Origin of the sequence: Duganella sp. BJB1802, from assembly GCF_013369445.1 — a bacterium.
Classification (GTDB): domain Bacteria; phylum Pseudomonadota; class Gammaproteobacteria; order Burkholderiales; family Burkholderiaceae_D; genus Rugamonas; species Rugamonas vulcania_A.
The window spans coordinates 69,132-75,550 of record NZ_JABWEF010000028.1 but is presented as its reverse complement, the minus strand read 5'-3'; the positions used below and the strand labels follow the sequence as shown (position 1 = coordinate 75,550).

Here is a 6,419-nt window from a genome sequence, read left to right as displayed (position 1 = left end):
GCGGCGCGACCATGACGTCGCGCCTCGAAACGCTGCACCCGAGCGCCAGCGTGCAGGCGCTGCGCAGCACGCTGGACCGTGGCCTGACCGCCGTGGTGGCCGACGCCGACGCGTTCTACGGCTTGATCACCCGCTTCGATTTGCTGAACCACCTGAGAAGGACTTTATCTTGAGCCAACCGCACAAAAAAGCCGCCCTGGCCACACGCGTGATCCACGCCGGCCAATCGCCCGACCCGTCGACCGGCGCCATCATGCCGCCGATCTACGCCACCTCCACCTTCGTGCAGGACAGCCCAGGCGTGCACAAGGGCCTGGACTACGGCCGCTCGCACAACCCGACCCGCTGGGCGCTGGAGCGCTGCGTGGCCGACCTGGAGGGCGGCGCCCAGGGCTACGCCTTCGCCTCCGGCCTGGCGGCGATCTCGACGGTGCTGGAACTGGCCGACGCCGGCAGCCACATCATCGCCGGCGACGACATGTACGGCGGCACCTACCGCTTGTTCGAGCGCGTGCGCCGCCGCAGCGCCGGCCACGACTTCACCTATGTCGACCTGACCAATCCGGAAAACCTGCTGGCCGCGATCAAGCCCGAGACCAAGATGGTGTGGGTCGAAACGCCGACCAACCCGATGCTCAAGCTGGCCGACCTGAAGGCGATCGCCACGATCTGCCGCGAGCGCGGCATCATCGCCGTGGCCGACAACACCTTCGCCAGCCCGCTGGTGCAGCGCCCGCTGGAACACGGCTTCGACATCGTGGTGCATTCGACCACCAAGTACCTGAACGGCCACTCGGACATCATCGGCGGCATCGCCGTGGTGGGCGGCGAGCCGCACCAGCAGGCGTGGAGCGAGCAGCTCGGCTTCCTGCAGAATTCGGTGGGCGCCATCGCCGGGCCGTTCGACAGCTTCCTGGCGCTGCGCGGCGTGAAGACGCTGGCGATCCGCATGGAACGCCACTGCCGCAGCGCGCTGGAGCTGGCGCGCTGGCTGGAGCAGCAGCCGGAGGTGCGCAAGGTCTACTACCCCGGCCTGGAATCGCACCCGCAGCACGAGCTGGCCAAGCGCCAGATGGACGGCTTCGGCGGCATCATCTCCATCGACCTGAAGACCGACCTGCCGGGCGCGCGCCGCTTCCTGGAAAGCTGCTCGGTGTTCGCGCTGGCCGAGAGCCTGGGCGGCGTCGAGAGCCTGATCGAGCATCCGGCCCTGATGACCCACGCCACCATCCCGCCGGCGCAACGCGCCAGGCTGGGCATCGGCGACGGCTTGATACGGCTGTCGGTCGGAATCGAGGATATAGAGGACTTAAGGGCCGATATTCGCCGTTCGCTCGATGCGATTTAGGTGCTAGTATCCGGGCATTGCGTAATCAGCCTGAGAGCTCATGGAATTCCTCTTAATCATCATTGGCGTACTGGCCATTGGCGCCATCTACTCGATCGGCGTGGCCAGCGCCAAGCCGGTGCCCGGCAGCGACTTCTACAAGGTGTCGAAGGATGGCCGCGTGCTGGCCGCCGGCGGCCCCAAGGTGACGGCGCTGCGGCCCAAGGTCACGCCGGAGGGCTTGATGGTCAAGCTGCGCAACGGCCAGCGCACAGGCGAATTCCTGGTGCACGACCTGGTGGCCGAAGTCCACCTGCCCAATCCATCGGGCCTGAAGAACGTCCGCCACAAGGACGGCAACCTGCGCAACAACAAGGTCGAGAACCTGGCGTGGATCAGGGAGCCCGCCCAAACGCCGGCTCCCGAAGCGATCCCGCCCGAGGAACAGCCTCAGTCGCCGGGGTGATATTTGCGTTCCAGGTGCTTTTCCACGTCCGACTTGTAGAACAACACGTCCTTGAATTCGCCGCGCGCGTACATCGCGGCCTGGTCGCTGAAATGCGGCGAGGCCGGATCGCCGCTCTCTCCGCCCGCCAGGATGCTGCGCGCCTTGATGCGCGGCCCGAACTCCACCGCCGCCACAAAGCTGTTGCCACGCTCGCCGTAGATCTTTTTGGTCTGGCTCTTTGATGTCATGCCGTAGGCCGCCAGCGAACCCCAGTTGGCCGACGCGAACGCCACCGGCAGACTGGGCTTGCTGTCGTCGAAGGGCTGGACGATGTCGCCGGTCAGGCGCTGGAAGCGGTTGATCTCACCCCACGGCGTCTGCCAAGTGCCGAAGTCCGCCGCCAATTTGGCCGACGCGCGCTCCAAGGCCTGCAAGCGCTGCTGCGGCGTGATCGCGGCCTGCAGGTAGTCGAGCACCTGCACCTCGCGCGCCTTGGCGGCCGCGCCGTAGGTCGCCGTCAGGTCCTGCGCCCAGAAGACCGCCAGCGAAGTCGGCACCGACTCCAGCGCGTAGCGCATGTTCCAGCCGCGCAGCGCGGCGATCTGCGGCGCCAGGCTGGCCTTGAACGGATCGCCGTCGGGCAGTTCGTCCCACGCCGCGAACAGCTGCGGCAGCAGCGGCTCGAAGGCCGGCAGCTGCGTGTCGTAGGCGCTGGCGATCAGGCTGTCGAGCGTGAAGTTCTTTTTGTTCTCCAGCACCCGCACCGCGTGGATGCCGCGCGGGTTCTCGGGATTCATCGACATATAGGCCGGATAGTCGCGCGCCTTCGGGCTGTATGCGCCGGCCGCCGTGTAGGGCCAGTTGTTGGTGTTCTGTATCCAACCGTTCTTCGGGTTGAACAGCGTGATGGTGTCGTTCACCGCGTGCAGGCCCTGCCATTCGGTGGCGGGGTCGCTGCCGTCGACCGGATGCTTCCAGTCGAATTTCGGATCGCGCCTGGGGATGAAGTTCCCGTGGAAGTAAGCGATGTTGCCGTCGGCGTCGGCGTACACGGTGTTGTTGGACGAATTGGTGCGCAGCTCCATGGCCTTGTAGAACTCCTTGTAGCTGCGCGCCTTGGTGCGGATGTAGGATTGCGTCAGCGCCTTCAAGGGCTCGTTCATCAGCCGCACGGCGATCCACTTGCCATCCTTCGCGCGCACGATCGGGCCGTGGTGGCTGTAGTACACCCTGACCGTCTTGCTGGCCATGCCGTCCGCCGTCTTGTACGGCAGCGCGATGTCGACCGCCTTCAACGGCCGCTGTTCCTGGCCGTACTGGTAGTAAAACCGGCCGTCCTTCTCGTTGATCGTCTCCAGGTATTCGTCGATGACATCGCCGCCGCCGGACGTGTGCATCCAGCCCAGCCGGTCGTTGAAGCCCTGGTAGACGAAGAACTGGCCCCAGGTCACGGCGCCATATGCGTTCAGGCCCTGCTCGCTGTGCATCTGCACCTCGGGCCGGAAGTAGAACGAGGTGTGCGGATTAATCAGCAGCAGCGCGTGGCCGTCCTTGCTCAGCGCGGGCGCGATGGCGAAGCCGTTGGAGCCGCCCGGCTCCTTGTCCAGGTCGACGCCGTCGCCGCGCGCCGACAGCAGCACCGGCGGCGCCAGCGGCAATTTGGCGCCGTTGGCGTACTGCTCCTGCAACTGCTTGATGTCCACCGATTCGATGTCGCCGCCGATGCTGCCTTCGCTGAAGCTGAGCGCCATCCACGGCTCGAAGTGCGTGATCAACGCCGGCTTCACATCCGGGTGGGTGGCGAGGTAGTAGTTCAAGCCGTCGGCGAAGGCCACCATCAACTGCTTCAGCCACGCCGGGCTTTGCTTGTACTGCGCCTGCAGCTCGGCCGGATTGATGAACAGCTTCATGCGCAGGTCGCGATACAGCTCGGCCTCGCCTTCGACCTCGGCCAACCGGCCCATGGCGTTGATGTAGTTGAGCTCGACCCGCTTGAAGTCGTCCTCGGCCTGCGCGTACATCAGGCCGAACACGGCGTCGGCGTCGGTCTTGCCGTAGACATGGGGGATGCCCCACTTGTCGCGCAGGATGGTCACGCGCTGGGCCTCTGCCTTCAGGCGCACGGCCTCGGGCTTGGCCACCGGCGGCGCCGCCACCGCCGTACTCATCGCAACACAACACATCAGGGCTAAGCAAGAACGCATCGACAGGACTCCGGGCGGTGGTGGGGACTACAACTCAGCTGGCGTCGACCAGCTCCGAGATGCGCAGCTGCAGCGCGGTGATTTCCGCCCGCAGCGCCGCGTTCTTTTCCTTGAGCGAGGCGTTCTCGGCGCGCAGTTCCTCGACCTCCGTCAGCGGCCGGCCGTAGTCGCCGCCGCCCTCCTTCGGTTCCTTGGCCGGACGCGAGGCGGCGCGCAGTTCGCGCACCTCCTTGGCGGCCTTCTGCAACTCCTTCTTGCCGCCGGCCACGGCAGCCACCTGGTCCGCCTCCGGCAGCGAGGCCACCGTGGCGGCCGCGTTGATCGAGATCGTGCCCGAACGGACCGCCTCCACCAGCTCCGGCGTGGCCGTCTTCTGGATCTTTTCGATCTGGCTGATGGTGGCGCTGCTCAGGCGCGCGGCGCGGGCGATGTCCTCGCGCGAGGTCAGCGGCATGGCGGCCGGCTTGGCCTTGGGCGCCTCGCCCTCGGGCGGCGCGATGGCCGCATCCTCGGCGGCCGCCTGCGCGGCCAGCTCGGCCACGCGGGCCGCGACGATTTCCTTCTTGCGCAACGCCAGCACGCCGCGCTGGAAGTCGGAAATGCTGCGGCGGCCCAGGTTGTTATCGATCATCCACAGCTTGACGTCGTCCAGGTTGCGGAAGCTGGTGTTTTCCGTGACCTTGAACGGCACGCCATGCTGCTGGCAGATCTGGTAGCGGTTGTGGCCGTCCACCAGCACGTCTTCCCACAGCACCAGCGCGTCGCGGCAGCCTTCCACCAGGATGCTGCGCTCCAGGGCCGCGTATTCGGCCTCGGTCAGCGGCTCGATATAGCCGCGCAACACGTCGTTAATTTTGATTTGCATAGTTGTCCTCGAAATACCGGCGGGCCGGCGCCTGTGCGCCCGGCCAAATCGCCGTCCCGCATGCTACACCATCCGCGCGCGCCGCCAAAGCCCCCGCCCGGAATGGCAATTAAGGCAATCTTAAGCGTCTTCCATTATGATGCCTTCCAGTCAACAAGCTTTCTCCGGCCATTGACACTAAGCCCCGACAGGTTTCCCTCCTGCTCGGGGCTTTTCTTTGGATTGCATTTGCCTGGGCCTTGCTGCATGATGCAACTTCATCAACCAAGGCCCGACCATGATCAACTACATAATTCACGTCTCCTTCACCGATGCCGCCGCCGACAGCATCGTGCGCCTGAGCCACGAACTGTCGAAATACAACATCGCCGCCGGCGTCAAGGCCGACGATGGCCGCGCCTATCACCTGCCGCCCGGCACGTTCATCTACCACGGCAACGAAACCATCAACGAGGTGCGCGACGCCGTCCACCGCCTGGCGGAAACCATCCATACCGGGGTCTCGGTGCTGGTGACGGAAGCGGCCTCGCTGTCCTGGAGCGGACTGCGGGAATTGCCGGCCGCCTGAGCGCCGGCCTAGCCTGTCTAGTTCCTGCCGGCCGCCTCGACCAGCACCTGGTCGTCGCAGCCGATCTCGCGCGGTGCCGCCGGGGCGGCGTTGCCGACCAGTTGCGGCAGCTCGCCGCCGGTGCTGAAATCGAGCGGCAGCGCCACCCGGATCTCCTGCAGGTATTTGCGCTGGGTGCACACCAGCGTGATGCTGGCCGCCACCCGCTCGCCATAGCGCGCCTTGACGCGGTCGAAGAACTCGCCGACGCGGAAGCTCTTGCCGGCGCTGCCCAGCACGATCTTGCCGACCTCCGAATCGTTCACCACCTTGACCGCCGACACGGCCTTGACGAAATACTCGTCCGGCGGCAGCGCCTGGCATTTGCCGTGCTTGTTCCACTCGTACGCGCCGAACGTGCGCTCGAAGTAGAAGTTGGGCATCCACGGCGCCACCTTGTCGATGGTTTCCTTGGTCAGCGCGAAAGCCGGGCCCTCGCAACCGCCGTAGCGGGTGCCGCACTCCTTCTTGTTCGGCCACAGGCCGTGCAGGCTCAGGGTCTTGGCTTCCAGCGCGCCGCTGTTCATGGCGTCGCATTCCGGCTTCTTGCCGTTGTAGGGCACGTGCTCGCAGAACCCGGGCTGCCAGGTGATCGCCAGCACATAGCTGTCCTGCTTGTTGGCGATGCTGCACGACTCGCCGCCGTTGCCGCCGGACGGCGCCTTGACCGCCTGCTCGGCCAGCGCCGGCGTGCCGCAGCTGCGCTGCACCCAGCGCAGCGACGGCTCGGCGCCTGGCACCTCCACCCGCAGCCAGTCGTATTCGACCTTGTTAATCTCGCGCACCGTGTAGGCGGTGCCGGCGGCGACCTTGGCCTCGCCCGGATTGGTGCGCTTGGCGAAGGAGGCGAACGCCTCGCAGGACTGGGTCGCGGTGAATGTGCCGCTGGCCGATTCGCTGGCGGCGGCGTCGAGCGCGGCCACGGCCAGCAGCAGCGCTGCGAGTTGACGATGCATGGAAACTCCTAA

7 protein-coding genes are annotated in these 6,419 nt (G+C 66.2%); 4 read left to right on the top strand and 3 right to left on the bottom strand.

The annotated features are described in order from the left end of the window. The 3 genes from HUX88_RS30065 to HUX88_RS30055 all read left to right on the top strand — a co-directional run. The coding region (locus HUX88_RS30065) for a CBS domain-containing protein (RefSeq protein WP_176364125.1) at positions 1-173 on the top strand (173 nt) is incomplete at its 5' end. Next, positions 170-1,348 carry a PLP-dependent aspartate aminotransferase family protein gene (locus HUX88_RS30060; RefSeq protein ID WP_176364124.1) on the top strand — a complete coding sequence of 393 codons (1,179 nt, stop codon included), beginning with the start codon at positions 170-172 and terminating at the stop codon, positions 1,346-1,348. The genes HUX88_RS30065 and HUX88_RS30060, both read left to right, overlap by 4 nt. Before the next feature lie 40 nt (positions 1,349-1,388). Beyond that, entirely contained in the window at positions 1,389-1,793 is a 405-nt protein-coding gene (locus tag HUX88_RS30055; RefSeq protein ID WP_117010196.1) for an HNH endonuclease, read from the top strand. Here HUX88_RS30055 and HUX88_RS30050 read toward each other — a convergent pair. Continuing rightward, positions 1,778-3,943 (bottom strand): acylase, encoded by a 2,166-nt coding sequence (locus HUX88_RS30050; RefSeq protein ID WP_229219616.1) that lies wholly within the window; start codon positions 3,941-3,943, stop codon positions 1,778-1,780. The two genes, HUX88_RS30055 and HUX88_RS30050, sit on opposite strands and share 16 nt — an antisense overlap. 70 nt (positions 3,944-4,013) lie before the next feature. Next, complete coding sequence (locus HUX88_RS30045) at positions 4,014-4,844, bottom strand: hypothetical protein (RefSeq protein WP_117010194.1); 831 nt, start codon at positions 4,842-4,844, stop codon at positions 4,014-4,016. 277 nt (positions 4,845-5,121) lie between these two features. Between HUX88_RS30045 and HUX88_RS30040 the strand changes: the two genes are divergently transcribed. Next, positions 5,122-5,412 carry a type V toxin-antitoxin system endoribonuclease antitoxin GhoS gene (locus tag HUX88_RS30040; protein ID WP_117010193.1) on the top strand — a complete coding sequence of 97 codons (291 nt, stop codon included), beginning with the start codon at positions 5,122-5,124 and terminating at the stop codon, positions 5,410-5,412. 17 nt (positions 5,413-5,429) lie between these two features. Here the strand turns inward: HUX88_RS30040 and HUX88_RS30035 are convergent, their stop codons facing one another. Beyond that, a complete protein-coding gene (locus tag HUX88_RS30035) occupies positions 5,430-6,407 on the bottom strand; it encodes a ribonuclease I (RefSeq protein WP_176364122.1) in 978 nt (325 codons plus the stop codon). Positions 6,408-6,419 lie beyond the last annotated feature (12 nt).